Here is an 18,150-nt window from a genome sequence, read left to right as displayed (position 1 = left end):
GACCATGAGTGACACCGTCTTTGGAGCCGACCTCTTCAGCGAACTGGACCGCCTGCAAAGGCAGATGGCTGAAATGTTTGGCGGCTTTCCATCCAGCCTCCGTTCCGGACGTTTCGGCGCGTTTCCGCCGGTGAACATAGGGGCGACCGATGACTCCATCGAAATCGTCGCATTCGCGCCGGGCCTGAAACCGGAGAATCTGGACCTTTCTATCGACAAGGGGCTGTTGACCATCAGCGGAGAGCGTGGCCCATCCGAGGCCGAAGGCACGCCGGAAAGCAAGCGCTACGCGCGTGAGCGTTTCGTTGGCGCCTTCAGGCGGGTGGTCGAGTTGCCTGAGAGCGCAGACCCCGACAAGGTAAAGGCGCACTACTCGAACGGCTGCCTGTCGATCAGCGTGGGCAAACGCGAAGCGTCGAAGCCTCGTGCGATTACCGTTCAGTAATGCAAGGAGACTGCCATGGCCGAGATGAATCAAGTCGTAGCGCAGCCGGACAATGCTCTTGCGCAACGGCAAGACGACAAGACTACGCAGACCATCACTGTGCTGCCGGCTGTTGACATTGTCGAGGACGCCAGCGGCGTCACCCTATGGGCGGACTTGCCGGGTGTACCCCGGGAAAAGCTGGATGTCAGCGTCCATGATGGCAGCCTTCGTATCGAGGCAGAGGCGGTCGTTCCGATGCCCTCTGGCCTGCGCGTCCAGTACGCGGAGATCCGACAGCCGCATTTCGCCAGGGCTTTCTCGCTGAGCCCCGACCTGGATGCGGCGAGGATTGAGGCGAATCTGCAGGATGGGGTATTGAAGCTGACGATTCCGCGCCGTGAGGAAGCGCGTCCGCGCCGCATCGCTATCGATATGGCATGAGCTTGTGACCTTATATTCGCCGAGCGAGCGCGCTATACCAGGCGCTGCCGCGTTGGCATCGCGCGTTCGCGTGTTGGGCAGTATCTCTCGATCGTTGGGGGTGCAACATGAAAACCGAGCTCGGCAAGTGGAATCCATTCAAGTTCTTGCGGAAAACAACCGAAGAAAAATCCCCCGCGGACACCACCGCAGGCGGCATTCCAACGAGACATCGGGGGGGCGAATGGCCAGACGTCTCTCGCTTCTTCGCCGGTGAACCCTGGCGTGCGATGGGTGACTTCTTTCACGAACCGTTGGCGAACTTCGGTGGCCTGGACAGATGGTTTGGCGACTTCAGCTCTTCGCGTTTTCAACCGCGGATCGATGTGGTCGACGACGGCGCGGCGTTGCGTATCACCGCCGAGCTGCCGGGCATGGACCGCCAGGACGTGCAAACGACCATCGAGGACGGCGCCTTGGTGATCCGGGGCGAGAAGAGGCAGGACGTCCAATCCGAGGAGAATGGCTGTTATCGGTTGGAACGTTCATACGGAGCATTCATGCGTAGCGTTCCTCTGCCGGACGGTCTCGACCTGGACAGGGTCGATGCCAAGTTCGAACGCGGTGTCTTGAGCCTGAGTTTTCCGAAGACCGGCTCACCAACGCCTGCAGCCCGGAAAATCGAGATCAAATAACGTCTGTGCAAGCCGATTCAAAGGACATGACTTATGGAGTTTGATACGGATTGGATGACCCTGGGCAAGCACCGCGTACGCCTCAGGTGCGTACGCGGCTTCCCGACGGAGAAGGCGCGAAGTGTGGCTGAAGTGGCCAAGATTGCCATCGAAAACAATCTCAGTGCCGCGGCTCGCCTGGTTGCAGTCACGGCAGACGGCGAAAAAGCGTACACGATCAGCGTCGGCACGACCTTTCCGAAAGATAAAGCCGCTGCTACTCAGCTGGAGGTGGCGTTGGCCACGATGTTCGGGCTCAAACCGGAGAAGGTCAACTTCGAGGTCGTGGTAGTGAGCCAGGCGGAGGTGGATCTGCACTTCGGCGTCTACGAACGAATGCTGGCGGAAAAGCTTGGGATAGTGCCCCCGATCCAGTGAGGGCGACTTGACAAGTCAGCTCGACCGAGACAAGTCCGCGACCAGCGACTCCGCGGACTGTATGCCAGACAGCATCGCCGACGGCACGCCATAGCCCGGGAACGTCGTTTGTCCGCCCAGGTATAGCCCGCGGATCGGTGTCCGATGCGGAAGGAATCGGTGGGGTGGAGAACCCGGGGCAATTCCATACAGCGCACCTTCATACAGTTGTCGTTCCCGGGCAAAGTCCTGCGGGTCGAGCACGCGGGTGCTTTCGATGGCCATGGCGGGGACTCGCTTCTGCAACGCGTCCAGGTATCTCGCCAGCGCCGAATCGCTCCATGCCGGATTCCATTCGGATACCGACCGAATATCGCTGGCGGGCGCGTATAGCTCGATGATATGCCTGCCTCCTGATGCCAGTTCCGGGAGAACCCGCGTTGGCTGCGTGTACGAAATCCATTGCGGGACGTCGGATCTCAGAACGTGCATGGCGCCTTGTTTTGCCATCGCCGGTACATGGTTGACGATGAACGCGTCGGCTGCCGCGGCACCGGAATATCCAATCTGGATGGAGATGGCCCTGTGCGACAACGGAGCCTTGGCTGCCTTTGCCGCCAGGCTGCGCGGGACGTCGGCGGCACGCAGCAGGTTCTTCACGACACCCAATCCCGAACACGTGGCGACGACGTGCGAGGCCGGGATGTGTTCTCCGTCGGCTAGCACAACGCCATGCACCCGACCGTCGCTGACGACGATTTCCTTGACGCGGGTACCGAAGCGTACCGAGACGGATTGACTCTGCAGGGCTCGCAGCAGCGCATCGCTAATGGCGCCCATGCCGCCGCGCGGCAGGTGAAAGCCTTCCTCCAGCAAAGCCAGCAAGCCGATGATCTGTGTCGCCGGTAGCCGGTCGGGTGCGAGGCCTGTGTAGAGCAGCGTGGACGCGACAGCAGCCTGCAGATCCCCATCCGGAAAATAGGACGCGATCAGGCCGTTTACGTGCCCGCCCATTCGCGGCAGGTGCCTCCAGAGCTTGCCGGCCGTACGTAACAGCGACGGTTCTTCCGGAAGCACGTCGCGGACCAAGGTTGCGTAGATCGGACGCCAATCGTCCCGTAGCTTGGCCAGCCCGTCTCGAAGTACCTGCGTCCGGCGGTTGTCGTCGGCGCCGTCCACGTACGAGTGCTCCGCGGTGGAAAGGTGCACGGCGGTGCCGTTGTCGAGAAAAGTCGCGTGTGGCTTTGCGATGCCGACGAGTTCGACTTCGTCATCGAAGCTCAGGCCCACGCGTCCGAAGGCGGCACGAAGCAATGAGGGCACGGCCACGTATACCGCGCCATTGTTGAAGGTGTACCCGTCGGACACCTCGGTCGAACAGCAGCCACCCGCGCTCTGCTGCGCCTCCACAACCATCACCGGGATGCCACGACGAGACAGTGAGAGCGCAGCGGCCAGTCCTGCCAGCCCGGCCCCGATGACCACCATGGGAGATTCTTTCCTTGCGCACATCAACGGCTTCCCCTCGTGATATTGGACAATGTACAATACTAGACAATGTCCAATTAGGCCGCAACTGCAATGAGCGAAGACGATCGGATTGTCCGAAAAAGAAAGCAGACGCGTGACCGCATCGCTGCCACCGCGCACGCGTTATTTGAACGCAACGGATATGAAGCGGTCACGATGGAACAGATCGCGGCAGAGGCGGATGTTGCGAGAGGCACGCTCTACAACCACTTCCCCGTCAAAGAGGCGGTGTTGGTGCACTGGATGCACAACGAACTCGCGGAAGACCTGCAAGCGGCGGTGGAGGACTACGTGCTGACTCGGGAGTCCTTCGTCGCACGCGTGGCAACGCTATGGCATGGCTCGGCCAACTGGTGGGAACACCATCGCCAGTATGCGGCGCCGTATATCCGCTTCCGCTTCCAGCAAGTGCGTGATGGCATGGAACAGCAGACCAGTTCGGACATGCTTCCCTTGTATGTGCAGCTCATCGACCAGGCACAACAGGCCGGAGAGATCCGGTCTGATACGGCGGCCGAGCGCCTGGCGCACTATCTGCATTTCCTGTATCTGGGTGCCGTCATGACCTGGTTGAGCAACGCGGACGTGGGCCTGGAGGACGAGCTTGGCAACGCCCTGGATTTCTTTATGCAGGGCGCCGCCCATGCTGATGACACTGCGCCCGGTACCAGGCCCCATGCAGCGGGGTCGCGAAGGCGATAAACGTTCGGCTCAACACTCAGTGCCTTTCGGTTGGGCTTCCATGTGTATCGATCTTAGGAAAACTGAATGACCACGTTTGATGCGCTCCTGATCAGGAGCGAGCGTCCGGACGACGCACAGGCAATTACCCAGGTGACACAGGCCGCCTTCGCAGTCGCCACCCACTCCAGTGGCACGGAACAGCTGATCATCACGGCCCTGAGGGCGGCCGGACAGTTGGAGATCTCGCTTGTCGCGGAACTGTCCGGCCAGGTGGTCGGCCATGTCGCCATTTCCCCGGTCGAAATCTCGGACGGAAGTGCGCGATGGTACGGACTGGGTCCGGTATCGGTGCTGCCTGCTCATCAAGGCATCGGGGTGGGGTCGCAGCTCATCCGTGCGGCCCTGGATCGCCTGAAACAGTCCGGCGCGCAAGGCTGCGTGGTACTGGGGGAACCGGCCTACTATTCCCGCTTTGGATTCGCGGCACGGTCATCGCTCGTACTGCCCGGGGTTCCGGCGGAGTACTTTCAAGCCCTTGCGTTCGGCCCGCACCTGCCCTCGGGTGTGGTCAGGTATCACGAGTCATTCGAGATGAAGGCCTAGCTACGGGTCAGGGTCGGGCTTCGTACGCATCGTCCGTGACTCGTCACGGTCGCAGTGGTATGAGTGCGACGGCACCCACCCTCACCGATACGACAGCACCAGCCCCTGGATCAGCTGCGTCCACCCCTCCAGCATCACGAACAGCAGCAGCTTGAACGGCACCGAGATCGTGGTCGGCGCCACCATCGACATGCCCAGCGCCAGCAGGATGGCGGCGACGATCAGGTCCACCACCACGAACACCAGGTAGACCACGAAGCCGATCTGGAAGGCACGCGTCAGCTCCGACAGCGTGAAGCTGGGGATCAGCACCATCATGTCGTCGGACTTGAGGTCGTCGGCGCGGCCCTCGGGCCAGATGCGCTTGGCGGACTGGACGAAGAAGGTGCGGTTGCGCTCCTCGGTGTGCTTGACCAGGAATTCCTTGAGCGGGCCGCTGACCGCGTCGTAGACGGTGACCACGTCGTTGACGTTGAAGGCGGCGTTGGCGTCGGCGCGGCGCTTGATGGCGTCGAAGGCGTCGGAGCCGATCGGCGCCATGATGTAGGCGGTCAGGATGATGGCGATGCCATTCAGGACCATGTTCGGCGGCACCTGCTGCAGGCCCAGCGCGGCGCGCAGCAGGCCGAACACGATCACCAGCTTGGTGTAGCTGGTCACCATCAGCGCGACGAACGGCGCAATGCCGAACGTCAGGATGATGGTCAGGATCAGGACCGGGTTGTAGAGTCCGCTGTTCATCGCATGCACCCGGGCGCGACGGGAGAGGGCGGCCTGCCGCGATTCATGCGTCGCCGCCGGCAAAGGTGGTGATGCGCACGCCCAGCCGGTTGCCGACCGCGATCAGGGTGCCGGTGCCGATGCGGTTGCCGTTGGCGACGATGCGCACCTCGCTCTGCTTGAGCGGCTGCGGCAGCTCGAACACATAGCCCGGGGCCACCGCGCGCAGCTCGGCCAGCGGCACCGCGACGTCGCCCACTTCAAAGCGCAGCGTCACCTCCAGCTGGTCCAGCCGCGACAGCGGCGGCTGGGCCCCGTCCGGATGGGGAATGGGCTGGGCCTGCCGTGCAGGGTCTTGCTCTTCCATATGCGCTCCGTTTGAAACGTCCGTACTGTCGGCGCCGGCCTGCACCAGCAGCCGCCGGCCCTCGGCCAGCGCGGTCCAGCCCGGGCCGTGGCGCCCGGTGGTACAGCGCACCACCAGCGCGCTGCCCTGCGAATGCCAGTCGTCGATGCCGACGATGTCGCCGGGCTCGATGCCGTGCGTCTCGCCCAGCGCCAGCCGCGTGGTGCCGATGCGCACCGCGATCGGCACCGGCATTCGCTCCATCCACGCCGGTGCCGGCATGGCCGCCCGCGCGGGCAGCGCCGACAGGCGCTCGGGCTGGTCCAGTTGCAGCGTGCCGCGCAGCCGCGCCGGCGGCGCGTCGCGCCGCAGCTCGAAGCCGAAGGCATGGGCCGCAGCCAATGCCTGCGCACGGCCGCCGTCAGGCTGCCAGCTGAAGGCGTCGGGCACGGCATGGCCCAGTGCCGCCACCGCTTCGGCCAGCGCGTCTGCCATCAGCGCGTGGCGCAGCAATGCGGGCAGCGCTTCGGCGGCGCCGGGAACCCCCAGCAGCAGGCGTTCGCTGGCCACGTCCCAGCGCAGCACGCCGTGGCTGCTGCCGCAGGTGAAGGCATAGCCGGCCCCGGGCCGCGCCGCGATCTCCGGGTCGGCGGGGACAAAACGCAATTGCCAGTCCTGGCCGCCCGCTCGCACCGGCACGGCGGCCGCGCGGCAGGCCAGCCAGCCGGACAGCCGCGCGGTATCGGGCTCCATATGCGGCAGCGCCGGCGTGGCATCGAGGCCCGCCGTGGCAAGCCTTGCCGCCGCGGCGGCGCCGTGCACCAGCACGCGCGTGGCGCCGCCGGGCGGCGCCACGGCGGGCGCCAGGGCGGACGGGTCACGGCCAGGGCGGGGCAGGACGGAAGACATATGGGGTGGCTGGGTTGCTCGAGACGCAACGATAAGCAGCGGGGTGCAGCCGCGTCCACTACGAAGCCTTGTAGGCCAGCGCGAGCAGCCGCCGCGCATCGGCCACGCGGGCCGGATGTGCGGCCCGCGCTACGAATCCTCGGTACTGGTCGCTGTGCGGGGCCGGCCATACACTGCGGCCACTGATCCCACCGGCAAGGACGATGGCGAAACTCCCGGCAAACCTCCCAGCGTTCCCGCGCGGCCTCGGCCCGGGCGCGCCGGGGCTGCAGCAGATGGCCGCGGCGGCGTCGCGCCAGTCAGACCTGGCGCTGACGCTGCTGTTGTTTGCCGTGATCGCACTGTTCGTGCTGCCGCTGCCGACCTTCCTGCTGGACCTGCTGCTGACGATCAACCTGGGCATGAGCCTGACCCTGCTGATCGTCGCTACCTATATCCCGTCGGCGCTGTCGCTGTCGACGTTCCCGTCGCTGCTGCTGTTCACCACGCTGTTCCGGCTGTCGCTGAACATCGCCTCGACCAAGCTGATCCTGTTGCATGCCGACGCCGGCCACATCATCGATACCTTCGGCAAGCTGATCGTCGGCAACAACGTGGTGGTCGGCGGCGTGGTGTTCCTGATCATCGCCATCGTGCAGTTCATCGTCATCGCCAAGGGCTCGGAGCGCGTCGCCGAGGTGGGGGCGCGCTTTGCGCTGGATGCGATGCCGGGCAAGCAGATGAGCATCGACGCCGATGTGCGCGCCGGCACCATCAGCGCAGGCCAGGCGCAGGAGCGCCGCCGCGCGCTGGAGCAGGAGTGCCAGCTGCACGGCGCCATGGACGGCGCGATGAAGTTCGTCAAGGGCGATGCCATCGCCGGCGTGGTGATCGCGCTGGTCAATATCCTGGCGGGCATCACCATCGGCACACTGATGAAGGACATGAGCATCGGCGAAGCGCTGCAGCGCTATGCCATCCTGACCATCGGCGATGGCATGGTGTCGCAGATCCCCTCGCTGCTGGTGTCGATCGCGGCCGGGGTGGTGATCACGCGGGTCTCGTCCGATGAAGAGCGCACCCGCTCGCCCAACCTGGGCGAGGTCATCGGCAAGCAGATCCTGGCCCAGCCCAAGGCGCTGGTGGTATCGGGGCTCGCCATTGCGGTGTTCCTGGTGGTGCCGGGCTTTCCGAAGTGGACCTTCGGGCTGATGGCGCTGGTGGTCGCCGGCGGCGGCTACCTGCTGCTGCGCCGTGCGCAGCGCAGCACCGGCACCGTCACCTGGATCGAAATGGCCGACGCGGACGACGGCGCGGCCGCGGCCGGCACCCAGGCCGCGGTGGCGCCGGCGCTCGCGCTGGAGTTGGACGAAGCGCTGCGCGGGCGCATCGACCTGCGGCTGTTCGAGCAGCGCATGACCACCGCCAAGGGCGAGGTCGAGGCCGAGCTCGGCATGGTGTTCCCGCGGCTGCGGATCCAGCACCGCGCGCTGGGCGAGCGCGATGCGTACGCCATCCGCGTGCAGGATGTGGTGGCCTCGGGCGGCGTGCTGCGCCCAGGCAAGCGGCTGCTGGAGCCGGGTGCCCGCGCGCGCGTGGACCAGGGCGTGGCCGAGGCCGGCGCGCCGTTCGGCCCGTTCCCGGAAGTGGTGTGGGTGCCGGCCGAGACCGGCGCCGCCGACGGCGTGCGCACGCTGTCGTGCGAGGAGGTGCTGGCGGTGCACGTGGGCGCGGTGATCAAGCAGCATGCGGCGCCGCTGCTGGGCATCCAGGACGTGCAGTCGATGATCCACGTGATCCAGGCCGAGGCGCCGGACCTGGTGATGGAGCTGGCGCGCGTAGTGCCGCTGCAGCGCATCACCGACGTGCTGCGCCGGCTGCTGCAGGAGGGTGTGCCGATCCGCAACCTGCGCACTATTTTCGAAAGCCTGGTCACCTGGGCGCCCAAGGAAACCGATGCGATCGCGCTGACCGAGCTGGTGCGCGTGGACCTGGGGCGCCTGATCACCAGCCGCCATGTCGGCGCCAACCGCTCGCTCGACGCGGTGCTGTTCGAACCCGCGCTGGAAGCGCGCGTGCAGGGCGCGATCGAGAAGGCCGCGCGCGGCAACCTGCTGCTGCTCAGCCACGACGTCACGCGCGATATCCGCGAGCAGCTGCGCGTGCTGCTGGAGAAGGCCGCCGAGAAGGCGGGCGGGGCGGGCGGAGCGGGCGCGGCGGGCGGTGCCGGCGCCGCGCGCGTGGTGGTGGTGGTCAGCGTCGATGTGCGCCGCTATATCAAGCGGCTGATCGAGCCGGTCGCGCCGCGCATCCCGGTGCTGTCGTACCAGGAGGTCGATGAAGACGTGACGCTGGTGCCGGTGGGCTGGATCCAGAACCCGGCCGGAGAGTGAGATGGGCGCCGACACCATCCTCGACATCACGCGCCAGGCGCTGCTGGTGGTGCTGTGGGTCACGCTGCCGGTGGTGCTGATCGGCACGCTGGTGGCGCTGGTGGTGGCGGTGCTGCAGGCGGTGACGCAGATCCAGGACCAGAGCATCGGCACCTCGGCGCGGCTGATCGCGGTGCTGGTGTCGCTGGTGCTGCTGGGCGGCTGGCTGGGCGGCGAGGTGATGCGCTTCGCGCAACGCGCGCTGCAGACCATGCTGACCTTCCTGTAAGGAGAAATCGATGCGCAGGCAACCACGCAGGACCAACGGACAAGCAAACTGACATGATGCTGGGGCACCACGGGGAACACGGATCAACTGGCCGCGCCACGCGCCTGCCGGCATGGCGCCAATGCCCGCCGCCACGGCGGCCATGGCGCGCCGCGGCGGCGCTGCTGTGCCTGGCGGGCACGCTGCTGTGCGGCACGCAGCTGGCGCGCGCGGCGGACCTGCGCTGGCCCAACAAGCCGTTCCAGGCCTCGGCCAGCGACAAGCGGCTGGCCGACTTCCTGCGCGAGCTGACGGCCTCGCAGGGCACCACGGCGGTGATCGATCCCAAGGTCGAGGGCACCATCAGCGGCAAGTTCAACGAATCCGCGCAGCATGTGCTCAAGAGCGTGTGCTCGATGTTCGGGCTGACCTACTACTACGATGGTTCGCTGCTCTATATCGACGTCGCCAGCGAGGCCCGCAGCGAGGTGCTGCCGATCGCACGCGGCTCCGGCCCGCGGCTGCGCGATTCGCTTGAGCGCATGCAGGTGCCCGATTCGCGCTATCCCATCACCATCAACGACGCGGAAGGCACGCTGATGGTGTCGGGGCCCAAGCGCTACGTCGAGACCGTACGCGCCGCGGTGCGCGCGGTCGACGACCGCTCTCTCGCCGACGAACACGCCGAGATCCAGCTGTTCCCGCTCAAGTACTCGTGGGCCTCGGACTTCCGCATCAACCGCGCCGGCAAGGAGATGACCGTGCCCGGCGTGGTCACGGTGCTGCGCAACCTGTACGGCCGCAACCGCACGCTTGCCACAGGTACCGGCCCCAGCCTGGGCACCAGCCGTGGCGCCACGCGCCAGGCCAAGCTGCGCATGGGCGAGGGCGGCGGCAGCGGCATGGGCATTCCCAGCGCGGATCCGTCGCAGATGCTCGATGCCATGGGCGGCGGTGGGCTGGGACCGGGTCTGCAGAACAACTGGGGCAGCGGCCAGCTGCCGCAGTTCCAGGCCGATACCCGCCTGAATGCGGTGATCGTGCGCGACACCCCGGACAAGATGGCGCAGTACCGGCGCCTGATCGAATCGCTGGACGTCAAGCCGCGGCTGGTGGAGATCGAAGTTACCATCATGGACATCAGCCAGGCCGACCTGGACAGCCTGGGGGTCGACTGGCGCCTGCATACACGCCATGTCGACCTGCAGCTCGGCGGCGGCAACGGCAACGCCGGCCTGAGCTTCGGCAATCTGGCCAATGAGGCGGGCACCACCGCGGCGACTATCGGCAGCGGCTTGCAGTTCACCGGCGCCATCGGCAACGACGTGACCCGCTACCTGCTCACGCGCGTCAAGGCGCTGGCCGAGCGCGGCCAGGCCAACTTCGTCGCGCGGCCCAAGGTGCTGACGCTCGACAACACCGAGGCCGCGCTGGAGAACCTGCAGGAATTCTATGTGCGCGTCGATGGCTTCCAGGATGCGGGCCTGTTCAACGTCACCGCCGGCACGGCGGTGCGCGTGACCCCGCTGGTGGTCGACGAGCAGCAGAGCCGCGCGGTGATGCTGACCATCGACATCGCCGACGGCAACCTGTCGGGCGAGACCGTCGACCGCATTCCGGTGGTGCGGCGTCGCTCGATCACCACGCAGGCGATGGTGGAAGAGGGCAAGAGCCTGCTGATCGCCGGCTACACCACCGAAGAGAAGGTCAATGCCTCGTCCGGCGTGCCGCTGCTGCAGGACGTGCCGATCATCGGCAACCTGTTCAAGTACCAGGAGAAGCGCCAGAACAACATGGAGCGCTTCTACCTGCTGACGCCGCGCCTGGTGATCCCGGGGATGAGCTGATGGCCGACCTGCGCGATTCCCAGGCTTCGGGCTGGACCCTGCGATTCCTCGGCGGCGACGTCTACGGCCGCCAGGTCACGCTGCGGCGCGGCGCCAATGTGCTCGGCACCGCGGCGGACGTGGACATCAGCGTGCCCGGCGCCGAGGTGCAGCCGCGCCACCTGGTGCTGAACGTCGGCGAGCTGGCAGTCTCGGCCGAGCGCGTCGGCGAGGCCGCGGTCAACGTCAACGGCCGCGCCACCACGCAGCGCGCGTTCGCGCTGGCGGGCGGCGACATCCTTACCATCGGCGCCCTCGACGTGGAGTTGCTGCGCGCGCAGCCGGGCATGTCGGAGGCCACCGACACGCTTTTTGCCTGGGCCGAATCCGGCCGGCGCGCCGCGCGCGACGCCGACGCGCAGCAGCAGGGCGGGCGCCGGCCCGGGCGCGTGCTGCTGGCGGCGCTGGGCGTGGCCGGCGTGGTGGGGCTGGTCGGCGCCGGCTGGCTCGCCGCCACCTATGCCAATGGCGGGCTGGCGCCGCGCGCGCAGCAGGCGGACCCCGCCGCGGTGCGCAAGACCGTGGCCGCGTATCCGGAACTGGAGGTGGTGTCGCTGCCCAACGGCACGGTCACGGTCAAGGGCTTCGTCAATTCGCGCGTGGACCGGCAGCGCATCGTGCAGGCGCTGACGCCGTTCGGCCGCGGCGTGCAGCAGCAGGTGCGCTCGGCCGACGACCTGATCGAGCATATCCAGCGCTACCTGGACGAGCCTGGCGTCGGCATCGCCTACCAGGGCCAGGGCCGGGTGCTGCTGAGCGGCACCGCCGACCCGGTGCACGGCCGCGACAAGGTGCGGCGCGTGATCGAGGACCTGCACCCGGGCGTGCTGGTGTCCGACAAGATCGATTACCGCGAGACCGCCGACAGCCGGCGACGGCAGGTCCGCGACGGCCAGATGGAGAACTGGCAGGGCGTGTTCCCTGCGCGCGTGGTCAGCATTACCGAGGACGGCAACGGTACGCGCTCGGTGCAGCTGGCCAACGGCGCGCGCTATTTCGAAGGCGCGGTGCTGAAGAACGGCGCCGAGATCGAACGGATCGACGCGGATGGCGTGGTGCTGAAGGACAGCCCGGTGCCGCCGCAGGCACGGCGATGACGGCGCACGCGCGCGCCGTGCCACAGGATTTGCGCCCGCGGGCGCAGATGCCGCTTGCCCCCGGAGGGCAGGTGTATGACGCCAACCTACCTGAAGGAGATTGTCATGGCTGAAGTCGACCTCAATGCCAAGATGCAGGAAATCCAGCAGAAAGCGCAGGAGTTCTCGGTGAACATCCTGGGCCTGCAGGACACGCTGACGCGCCAGAACGCGGTGGTCAGCAGCGAGATGGCCCACAACACGCAGAAGGCCAACCTGGTCCAGGGCGCGATGCAGGACGTCAAGCAGACCTCGCGCACCAACTGACGGCAGGGACCGCCATGCGCCCCGGCGTGCCGGGGCGCCTAACGTCCTAACGCATTGCAAGGAGAGCCATGATGGACCCGACCGCCGCCATTGCCGCCGCCACCGCCGCCGGCGCCGCACCTGACAGCGCCACTGTCGCCGCACACCAGTCGCCGGCCGCGGCCCCCGCCGCGCAGGCCGACCCGGCCGACGCCCGGCAGTTCGCGCAGATGGTCCAGCAGGGCCGCGCCGCCGACGGCTCGCGCACCGCGCACGTGAGCCAGGCGGCAGACCCGACTTCGACGACGCTCGGCAACGCCATCCGCGCCAGCTATGTCTCGGCCGGCGAGGAATCGGCGCGCCAGGCCGCACGCCTGCAGGAACTGCGCGACGGCATGTTCGCGTCGATCTACGAGGGCAGCACCAGCGAGGTGGTCTACCAGGCGATGTTGCTGCAGACGCAGTCGCTGGAACTGTTCTCGTCGATCCACGTGACCTCCAGCATTGGCAGCGCCGGCACCAACCTGTTCAACAGCCTGCTGAAGAACCAGCAATGATGTCCACGCCACCGCTGTGCCGGCGCCTTGCGCGCGCGGCCCGGCTGGCGCCGGCGCTGATGGCGCTGGCGCTGGCCGCGTGCAAGGTCGACCTGTACGCGTCGCTGAACGAACCCGAGGCCAACCAGGTGCTGGCCGCGCTGACCGCCGAGGGCATCGACGCGGAAAAGGCGCGCGCCGACACCAGCGGCGGCACGGGCGAGGGCCAGTGGCGCGTGCGCGTCGAGGAATCGCAGCTGCCCGCCGCGCTGGAGATCCTGCGCAGCGAAGGCCTGCCGGGCGAACGCTTTGCCTCGCTGGGGCAGGTGTTCCAGAAGCAGGGGCTGGTGGCGACGCCGACGGAAGAACGCATGCGCTATATCTTCGCGCTGTCGCAGGAGCTGTCGGAAACGCTGCGCAATATCGACGGCGTGGTCACCGCGCGCGTGCATGTGGTGATTCCCGCCACCGATCCGCTCTCGGACAAGGTCCGGCCGTCGTCGGCGGCGGTGTTCATCAAGCACCGCGCCGATACCGACCTGCGCCTGCTGGTGCCGACCGTCAAGGACATGGTGGCGCACAGCATCGAAGGCGTGACCCACGACAACGTGTCGCTGTCGCTGGTCGAGGCGCGCCCGTTCGCGCCGCAGGCTGGCACACCGGGCCCGGCGGCCGGCTTTGCCGTCGGACGGTTCGCCGCGATCGCGGTCGGCGCGGCGGTGGCGCTTGCACTGGCCGTCGCGGCCGTGGTGGCGTGGCAGCGCGGCGTGCTGCGCTGGCCGCAGCGGCGTGGCGCGCCGCGGAGCGCTAATTGACGCCGCTATCGACCGTTGCCGCTGCGGAGGCCGCTCCCGGCGCCTACCTGCCCGGCGCGCTGGCCGCCGCGTTGGCGCCCGCGCCGCCGGCATTGCCGGATCCGGCGCTGGCGCGCGCGGTGGCGGACCTGGTGCAGCGGCCGCTGGCGCATCTGCATCCCAGCTGGCTGCCGGACGACTGGCCACTGGCGTGGCGCCGCGCGGAGCGCTTCGGGCCCGCCGCCGCCGACGTGCTGGCGCAGCCGCTGGGCCTGGCCGGCGCGGACGGTAGCCGTGACGCCGTGATCCACCGCCTGCTCGAGGCGCCGCCCTCGCTGGCGCGGCTGGTGCTGATGCCGCGCAGCGACCTGCGCCTGCTGGCGTGGTGGCTCGGCCTGGCGGTGCACCAGACGGGCTTTGCCAGCGAGCGCCGCATGCTGCCGGCACAGCTTGCCGACAGCATCGGGCCGCTGCCCGGGGCCCTGGCGGCGCCGCTGATCGGCAGTGCGCCGCGCGCGATGCGCCGTGCCGCGCGCCGGCTCGACCGCCACGCCGTGGCCTTTATCCTGAAGCGCGTGCCGGCGCTGCCGGCGCTGCCGATGAACCTGGCGCCGCTGCGCGCGCACCCGGCCGGCGCCGGCCGGCTGATGGTGGAGCGCGGCTATCGGCTGTTGTGCGGGCTGCTGGCCGCCGACGCACCACACGGCGAACACGCCGAGCCGCTGCTGCAGGCACTGCGGCGCAAGTTTCCCCGGCGGCTGGCGGCGTTGTCGCCGGCACCGCTGACCCCGGCGCAGTCCGCGCAGCTGCGCGAACTGTTGCTGCTCAACCTGATCCCCGAACGGTTCCCGGCATGGCACTGGCTTTTCTGATCACCAGCGAAAACCTGCAGCTGCTGTCGGAGCGCAAGGTGCTGAAGGAGGCCGAGTATGCCGCCTTGCTCGACGCCGCCGCGGTGATCGAGTCCGCGCGCAGCGAGGCGATGCACATCCGCACGGAAGCCCAGCGCGAGGCCGAGGAGCGCCGCCAGCACGGCTACCGCGAAGGCTGGGCGCGCGCGCACGCCGACCATGCCGCGGCGCAGGTCAGCACCGCCGCCGAGGCCGAGCGCCAGCTTGGCGCGATGCGCCGCACCATGGCCGAGATCGTGATGAAGGCGGTGCAGCAGATTGCCGGCGAACTCGATCCCGACATCATCCTGGAGGTGGCGCTGCAGCGCGTCGAGGCGCTGGTGCGCGCCGAGCCCTTCATCACCATCCAGATCCCGCTGGGCCGCGAGCAGGCGGTGCGCAGCCTGCTCGACCGGCTGGCCGAGACCCAGGAGTGGCCGCGCCGCGCCAACGTGGTGGTCGAGCCGGGGCTGGAACCCGATGCCTGCCGCATCCAGACCCCCTCGGGCACCATGGAAGTGGGCCTGCAGGCCCAGCTCGAGGCCTTTGCGCGCCGGCTGCGGGCGGGCTGATCCCAGAGACTGACGACATGTCCACCGAACTTCCCGCCACCGATATCGAAGCCGCGCTGCAGCATGCCGCCGCCGACCTGGAACGCGCGTTCGAGCATTTCACGCCGGTGGCGATGCGCGGCCGCGTCAGCAAGGCGGTGGGCATGCTGATCAACGCCACCGGCATCCAGGCCCATGTGGGCGAGCTGTGCCAGCTGGTCACGCCCGGCGAGCCGCCCCTGCTGGCCGAGGTGGTCGGCTTCGTGCAGCAGACCGCGCTGCTCACGCCGCTGGGGCGCACCACCGGGGTGTCGGCGCTGACCGAGGTCATCCCGTCGGCCCATGGCCACCAGTGCCCGGCCGGCGCCGCGCTGCTGGGCCGCGTGCTCGATGCGCTGGGCGAGCCCATCGACGGCAAGGGTGCGCTCGACGGCGTGGCGCGCGTGCCGGTGGACAACGAGCCGCCCGACCCGCTCACGCGCCGGCTGATCCGCGAGCCGCTGGCCACCGGCGTGCGCGCCATCGATGGCCTGCTGACGCTGGGCGAGGGCCAGCGCGTGGGCATCTTCGCGCCGCCCGGCGTGGGCAAGAGCACCTTGCTCGGGATGCTGGCGCGGGGCGCGTCCAGCGATGTCAACGTGGTCGCGCTGGTGGGCGAGCGCGGCCGCGAAGTGCGCGAGTTCATCGAATACAACCTGGGCCCCGACGGCATGGCGCGCACGGTGCTGGTGGTGTCGACCTCGGACCGCTCGCCGATGGAGCGGGTGCGCTGCGCCTATACCGCCACCGCGATTGCCGAGCATTTCCGCGACCAGGGCCGGCGCGTGCTGCTGCTGGTCGATTCGCTGACGCGGCTGGCGCGCGCGCAGCGCGAGATCGGCCTGGCCAGCGGCGAGCCGCCGACGCGGCGCAGCTATCCGCCGTCGGTGTTCTCGATGTTGCCGCAGCTGCTGGAGCGCGCCGGCACCGGCGTGCAGGGCTCGATCACCGCGGCGTATACCGTGCTGACCGAAGGCGAGGACGACAGCGATCCCATCGCCGAAGAGGTGCGCTCCATCCTCGATGGCCACATCGTGCTGTCGCGCAAGCTCGCCAGCGCCGGCCAGTATCCGCCCGTGGACGTGCTGCAGTCGGTCAGCCGGGTGATGCCGCAGGTGGTGGCCGGCGCGCATGCGCGCGACGCGGCGCGGCTGCGCCAGCTGCTGGCCCGGTACCAGGAGCTGGAGCTGCTGCTGCAGATCGGCGAATACCGGCCCGGCGCCGACCCCGTCGCCGACGCCGCCGTGGCGGCGATGCCGGATATCCGCGCCTACCTGGCGCAGCCGGCGGCGCGGCTCGATACCTTTGCCGGCGCCGTCGACAAGCTGGCGCAGGCGCTGCGCGTGCGCGAGCCCGCACCGCTTGCCGGAGCCGCGCGATGACGGCCGGCGGCGCCGACCCGCGCCTGGGCCAGCTCGAGGCGGTGCGCCAGCGCCGCCAGGAAGACGCGTTGCGGGTGCTGCAGCAGCACCGCGCGCAGGTGGTAGCTGGGCTGCGCCAGGCCGAGGCCGCGCAGCAGGCGGTGCAGGCCGCGCTGGCCGAGCGCGCGGCGTTCATCGAACGCCTGCGGCAGGGCGCGTCGCAGGGCGGGGTGTCGGTGTCGGGGCTGCTCGATGCGCAGGGCTGGCAGAGCGCCTTCGATGCCCGCATCGCCCGGGCCAATGCCAGCCTTGCCACGGTGCTCGACGACGTGGCGCGGCGGCGTGCCGCCTTCGACGAGGCCCGCCGCGCGCTGCTGCGCGCCCAGGCGCGGCTGGACGGCGCGCGCGAGCTGGCGCTGCGCGAGCGTCGCGCGCTGCGCGCCGGCGCCGGGCGGCGCGAGGACGAGGCCATCGACGAAGCAGCGGCGCGCGCCTGGCACGCTGATCGGCACGACGGGCGGCATGCCTGAGATGCAAGGCGAACTGCTCGATCCCGCCTTGCTATTCCAGTGGGGACGCGAGGTCATCATGCCGATCGTGATGGTGATGCCGCGCCTGCTGACGGCGTTTACGGTGCTGCCGTTCCTGTCGCAGCAGGCCATCCCCGGGGTAGCGCGCAACGGCATCGTGCTGGCGATCGCGCTGTTCGTGTCGCCGGGCGCGCGCATCGACCTGGACGCCGTCGCCGGTGGCCTGTGGCTGGTGCTGATCTTCAAGGAGGCCTTTATCGGGCTGCTGCTGGGCATGGCGTTCGGGCTGTTCTTCGTCGCGCTGCAGATGATCGGCGAGCTGATCGACTTCCAGACCGGCTCCGGCAATGCCACCTTCTTCGACCCGGTGACGCAGCAGGAGGACGGGCCCATGGAGAACTTGCTGTCGCACTTCGGCATCGCGCTGTTCGCGGCGCTGGGTGGCTTTATCGCCATGACCGGGGTGATCGTCGAGTCGTTCGCGTTCTGGCCGGTGATGTCGTTCGGGCCGGAGATGTCGCTGGCGTCGATGGGCTTTGCCAACCTCTACGCCGGCACGCTGTTCTCGTGGGTGGTCAAGCTCGCCGCGCCGATCCTGCTGCTGCTGGTGATCGTCGAGCTGGGCTTTGCGCTGATCGCGCGCTTCGTGCCGCAGTTCGACGTGTTCCAGTTCGCGCAGCCGGTCAAGATCTCGGTGGCGTTCCTGATGCTGGTGCTGATGCTGGCGGTGATGGTCGATACGTTGCAGGGCTTCCTGCGCCCGGACAATATCCTGATCGAGATGCTGCGCCGGGGCGCGGCACGCTAGCAGCGACGCAACGTATCGACGCCA

At 68.4% G+C, this 18,150-nt stretch carries 21 protein-coding genes; 18 read left to right on the top strand and 3 right to left on the bottom strand.

Features of this window, described 5'->3' with window-relative positions; all coding sequences use genetic code 11:
• The first annotated feature begins 4 nt into the window (after window positions 1-4).
• From ACEI37_RS00960 to ACEI37_RS00945, 4 genes are all read left to right on the top strand, one after another.
• Window positions 5-445, top strand: a complete 441-nt coding sequence (locus ACEI37_RS00960) for an Hsp20/alpha crystallin family protein (protein ID WP_373376898.1) — start codon at window positions 5-7, stop codon at window positions 443-445.
• A gap of 15 nt (window positions 446-460) precedes the next feature.
• Window positions 461-868, top strand: coding sequence for an Hsp20/alpha crystallin family protein (locus ACEI37_RS00955; RefSeq protein WP_373376897.1), 408 nt, complete (start codon window positions 461-463; stop codon window positions 866-868).
• A gap of 107 nt (window positions 869-975) precedes the next feature.
• The gene (locus ACEI37_RS00950; RefSeq protein ID WP_373376896.1) at window positions 976-1,542 is read left to right on the top strand and encodes an Hsp20/alpha crystallin family protein; all 567 of its coding nucleotides are present in this window, start codon (window positions 976-978) and stop codon (window positions 1,540-1,542) included.
• A gap of 33 nt (window positions 1,543-1,575) precedes the next feature.
• On the top strand, window positions 1,576-1,959 hold the full coding sequence (locus ACEI37_RS00945; protein ID WP_373376895.1) for a hypothetical protein: 384 nt from the start codon (window positions 1,576-1,578) through the stop codon (window positions 1,957-1,959).
• 15 nt (window positions 1,960-1,974) lie between these two features.
• On the opposite strand, the gene ACEI37_RS00940 is transcribed toward ACEI37_RS00945, so the two are convergent.
• Window positions 1,975-3,426, bottom strand: a complete 1,452-nt coding sequence (locus tag ACEI37_RS00940; protein WP_373376894.1) for a phytoene desaturase family protein — start codon at window positions 3,424-3,426, stop codon at window positions 1,975-1,977.
• A 93-nt stretch (window positions 3,427-3,519) separates the two neighbouring features.
• Between ACEI37_RS00940 and ACEI37_RS00935 the strand changes: the two genes are divergently transcribed.
• Together ACEI37_RS00935 and ACEI37_RS00930 are read left to right on the top strand one after the other, a co-directional pair.
• Window positions 3,520-4,170, top strand: coding sequence for a TetR/AcrR family transcriptional regulator (locus ACEI37_RS00935; RefSeq protein WP_373376893.1), 651 nt, complete (start codon window positions 3,520-3,522; stop codon window positions 4,168-4,170).
• 66 nt (window positions 4,171-4,236) lie between these two features.
• Complete coding sequence (locus tag ACEI37_RS00930; RefSeq protein WP_373376892.1) at window positions 4,237-4,755, top strand: GNAT family N-acetyltransferase; 519 nt, start codon at window positions 4,237-4,239, stop codon at window positions 4,753-4,755.
• Between the two features lie 81 nt (window positions 4,756-4,836).
• On the opposite strand, the gene sctR is transcribed toward ACEI37_RS00930, so the two are convergent.
• Together sctR and sctQ are read right to left on the bottom strand one after the other, a co-directional pair.
• A complete protein-coding gene (gene sctR / locus ACEI37_RS00925; protein ID WP_012356083.1) occupies window positions 4,837-5,496 on the bottom strand; it encodes a type III secretion system export apparatus subunit SctR in 660 nt (219 codons plus the stop codon).
• 43 nt (window positions 5,497-5,539) lie between these two features.
• Window positions 5,540-6,730 carry a type III secretion system cytoplasmic ring protein SctQ gene (sctQ, locus tag ACEI37_RS00920; RefSeq protein WP_373376891.1) on the bottom strand — a complete coding sequence of 397 codons (1,191 nt, stop codon included), beginning with the start codon at window positions 6,728-6,730 and terminating at the stop codon, window positions 5,540-5,542.
• A gap of 203 nt (window positions 6,731-6,933) precedes the next feature.
• Between sctQ and sctV the strand changes: the two genes are divergently transcribed.
• The 12 genes from sctV (at window position 6,934) to sctT (ending at window position 18,126) form a co-directional block, all read left to right on the top strand.
• Window positions 6,934-9,102, top strand: a complete 2,169-nt coding sequence (sctV, locus tag ACEI37_RS00915; protein ID WP_373376890.1) for a type III secretion system export apparatus subunit SctV — start codon at window positions 6,934-6,936, stop codon at window positions 9,100-9,102.
• Window position 9,103: 1 nt separating this feature from the next.
• A complete protein-coding gene (locus tag ACEI37_RS00910) occupies window positions 9,104-9,370 on the top strand; it encodes an EscS/YscS/HrcS family type III secretion system export apparatus protein (protein WP_018007333.1) in 267 nt (88 codons plus the stop codon).
• Window positions 9,371-9,423: 53 nt separating this feature from the next.
• Window positions 9,424-11,196 carry a type III secretion system outer membrane ring subunit SctC gene (gene sctC / locus ACEI37_RS00905; protein WP_373376889.1) on the top strand — a complete coding sequence of 591 codons (1,773 nt, stop codon included), beginning with the start codon at window positions 9,424-9,426 and terminating at the stop codon, window positions 11,194-11,196.
• Window positions 11,196-12,332 carry a type III secretion system protein SctD gene (locus ACEI37_RS00900; RefSeq protein WP_373376888.1) on the top strand — a complete coding sequence of 379 codons (1,137 nt, stop codon included), beginning with the start codon at window positions 11,196-11,198 and terminating at the stop codon, window positions 12,330-12,332. The genes sctC and ACEI37_RS00900 overlap by 1 nt, the downstream gene beginning before the upstream one ends.
• Window positions 12,333-12,437: 105 nt before the next feature.
• Window positions 12,438-12,638 (top strand): hypothetical protein, encoded by a 201-nt coding sequence (locus ACEI37_RS00895; RefSeq protein WP_018007336.1) that lies wholly within the window; start codon window positions 12,438-12,440, stop codon window positions 12,636-12,638.
• Between the two features lie 68 nt (window positions 12,639-12,706).
• Window positions 12,707-13,174 carry a hypothetical protein gene (locus ACEI37_RS00890; RefSeq protein WP_373376887.1) on the top strand — a complete coding sequence of 156 codons (468 nt, stop codon included), beginning with the start codon at window positions 12,707-12,709 and terminating at the stop codon, window positions 13,172-13,174.
• Window positions 13,171-13,968, top strand: a complete 798-nt coding sequence (gene sctJ, locus ACEI37_RS00885) for a type III secretion system inner membrane ring lipoprotein SctJ (protein WP_373376886.1) — start codon at window positions 13,171-13,173, stop codon at window positions 13,966-13,968. Before ACEI37_RS00890 ends, sctJ begins: the two co-directional genes overlap by 4 nt.
• A complete protein-coding gene (locus ACEI37_RS00880; protein WP_373376885.1) occupies window positions 13,965-14,819 on the top strand; it encodes a type III secretion system protein SctK in 855 nt (284 codons plus the stop codon). Before sctJ ends, ACEI37_RS00880 begins: the two co-directional genes overlap by 4 nt.
• Window positions 14,801-15,409 (top strand): FliH/SctL family protein, encoded by a 609-nt coding sequence (locus ACEI37_RS00875; RefSeq protein WP_116385079.1) that lies wholly within the window; start codon window positions 14,801-14,803, stop codon window positions 15,407-15,409. Before ACEI37_RS00880 ends, ACEI37_RS00875 begins: the two co-directional genes overlap by 19 nt.
• 17 nt (window positions 15,410-15,426) lie before the next feature.
• On the top strand, window positions 15,427-16,809 hold the full coding sequence (locus ACEI37_RS00870) for a FliI/YscN family ATPase (RefSeq protein WP_025584982.1): 1,383 nt from the start codon (window positions 15,427-15,429) through the stop codon (window positions 16,807-16,809).
• Window positions 16,806-17,318, top strand: coding sequence for a type III secretion protein HrpD (locus ACEI37_RS00865; protein ID WP_373376884.1), 513 nt, complete (start codon window positions 16,806-16,808; stop codon window positions 17,316-17,318). Before ACEI37_RS00870 ends, ACEI37_RS00865 begins: the two co-directional genes overlap by 4 nt.
• Window positions 17,311-18,126, top strand: coding sequence for a type III secretion system export apparatus subunit SctT (sctT, locus tag ACEI37_RS00860; protein ID WP_025584980.1), 816 nt, complete (start codon window positions 17,311-17,313; stop codon window positions 18,124-18,126). The genes ACEI37_RS00865 and sctT overlap by 8 nt, the downstream gene beginning before the upstream one ends.
• The last annotated feature ends 24 nt before the right edge of the window (window positions 18,127-18,150 follow it).

The organism is Cupriavidus nantongensis (genome assembly GCF_041726985.1).
In the GTDB taxonomy this organism is placed as follows: domain Bacteria; phylum Pseudomonadota; class Gammaproteobacteria; order Burkholderiales; family Burkholderiaceae; genus Cupriavidus; species Cupriavidus nantongensis_A.
The sequence above is the reverse complement of the archived record's forward strand: the minus strand, read 5'-3'. Positions and strand labels throughout refer to the sequence as shown.

What these genes read in the sequence shown, in the direction of transcription:
- ACEI37_RS00960 (WP_373376898.1), top strand. Translation starts at nt 5, where the DNA reads ATGAGTGACACCGTCTTTGGAGCCGACCTCTTCAGCGAACTGGACCGC.
- ACEI37_RS00955 (WP_373376897.1), top strand. Translation starts at nt 461, where the DNA reads ATGGCCGAGATGAATCAAGTCGTAGCGCAGCCGGACAATGCTCTTGCG.
- ACEI37_RS00950 (WP_373376896.1), top strand. Translation starts at nt 976, where the DNA reads ATGAAAACCGAGCTCGGCAAGTGGAATCCATTCAAGTTCTTGCGGAAA.
- ACEI37_RS00945 (WP_373376895.1), top strand. Translation starts at nt 1,576, where the DNA reads ATGGAGTTTGATACGGATTGGATGACCCTGGGCAAGCACCGCGTACGC.
- ACEI37_RS00940 (WP_373376894.1), bottom strand. Translation starts at nt 3,426, where the DNA reads ATGGTGGTCATCGGGGCCGGGCTGGCAGGACTGGCCGCTGCGCTCTCA.
- ACEI37_RS00935 (WP_373376893.1), top strand. Translation starts at nt 3,520, where the DNA reads ATGAGCGAAGACGATCGGATTGTCCGAAAAAGAAAGCAGACGCGTGAC.
- ACEI37_RS00930 (WP_373376892.1), top strand. Translation starts at nt 4,237, where the DNA reads ATGACCACGTTTGATGCGCTCCTGATCAGGAGCGAGCGTCCGGACGAC.
- sctR (WP_012356083.1), bottom strand. Translation starts at nt 5,496, where the DNA reads ATGAACAGCGGACTCTACAACCCGGTCCTGATCCTGACCATCATCCTG.
- sctQ (WP_373376891.1), bottom strand. Translation starts at nt 6,730, where the DNA reads ATGTCTTCCGTCCTGCCCCGCCCTGGCCGTGACCCGTCCGCCCTGGCG.
- sctV (WP_373376890.1), top strand. Translation starts at nt 6,934, where the DNA reads ATGGCGAAACTCCCGGCAAACCTCCCAGCGTTCCCGCGCGGCCTCGGC.
- ACEI37_RS00910 (WP_018007333.1), top strand. Translation starts at nt 9,104, where the DNA reads ATGGGCGCCGACACCATCCTCGACATCACGCGCCAGGCGCTGCTGGTG.
- sctC (WP_373376889.1), top strand. Translation starts at nt 9,424, where the DNA reads ATGATGCTGGGGCACCACGGGGAACACGGATCAACTGGCCGCGCCACG.
- ACEI37_RS00900 (WP_373376888.1), top strand. Translation starts at nt 11,196, where the DNA reads ATGGCCGACCTGCGCGATTCCCAGGCTTCGGGCTGGACCCTGCGATTC.
- ACEI37_RS00895 (WP_018007336.1), top strand. Translation starts at nt 12,438, where the DNA reads ATGGCTGAAGTCGACCTCAATGCCAAGATGCAGGAAATCCAGCAGAAA.
- ACEI37_RS00890 (WP_373376887.1), top strand. Translation starts at nt 12,707, where the DNA reads ATGATGGACCCGACCGCCGCCATTGCCGCCGCCACCGCCGCCGGCGCC.
- sctJ (WP_373376886.1), top strand. Translation starts at nt 13,171, where the DNA reads ATGATGTCCACGCCACCGCTGTGCCGGCGCCTTGCGCGCGCGGCCCGG.
- ACEI37_RS00875 (WP_116385079.1), top strand. Translation starts at nt 14,801, where the DNA reads ATGGCACTGGCTTTTCTGATCACCAGCGAAAACCTGCAGCTGCTGTCG.
- ACEI37_RS00870 (WP_025584982.1), top strand. Translation starts at nt 15,427, where the DNA reads ATGTCCACCGAACTTCCCGCCACCGATATCGAAGCCGCGCTGCAGCAT.
- ACEI37_RS00865 (WP_373376884.1), top strand. Translation starts at nt 16,806, where the DNA reads ATGACGGCCGGCGGCGCCGACCCGCGCCTGGGCCAGCTCGAGGCGGTG.
- sctT (WP_025584980.1), top strand. Translation starts at nt 17,311, where the DNA reads ATGCCTGAGATGCAAGGCGAACTGCTCGATCCCGCCTTGCTATTCCAG.